The sequence below is a fragment of the Shewanella sp. CAL98-MNA-CIBAN-0140 genome, from assembly GCF_040309905.1.
Classification (GTDB): Bacteria; Pseudomonadota; Gammaproteobacteria; order Enterobacterales; family Shewanellaceae; genus Shewanella; species Shewanella psychromarinicola.
In genome coordinates, this window is sequence record NZ_JBEOPI010000192.1 from 1 (window position 1) to 265 (window position 265).

Annotated in this window: 1 pseudogene; it reads left to right on the forward strand. The window is 47.9% G+C overall.

The window, feature by feature from the left end:
* Nucleotides 1-265 (forward strand): annotated as a pseudogene (locus tag AAEY93_RS20710) (hypothetical protein); the annotation flags it as partial.

Genomic DNA, 265 nt, shown 5'->3' on the forward strand with positions numbered 1-265 from the left:
GAGCTATACTTTCCCTTTGCCATCAACTTTATGGCGATAGAAGATGTATTATCAAAAGACAGTGAAGATGAGGGCAAGGTCAGTTTCAGTTTCGGCAGCCAGCATCAGCTTGATATTGATATCACCCCGCTATCACATCGTGTCGCCTCATACGGCTTTGGTATCACGCAAAACATCAGTCAGCGCACGCTTAATACGGACAAGTTGACCGCAGACGGCATTCCAGCAAGTGCACTGTGGGGCAAACTGCAGCAAGGTACAGATG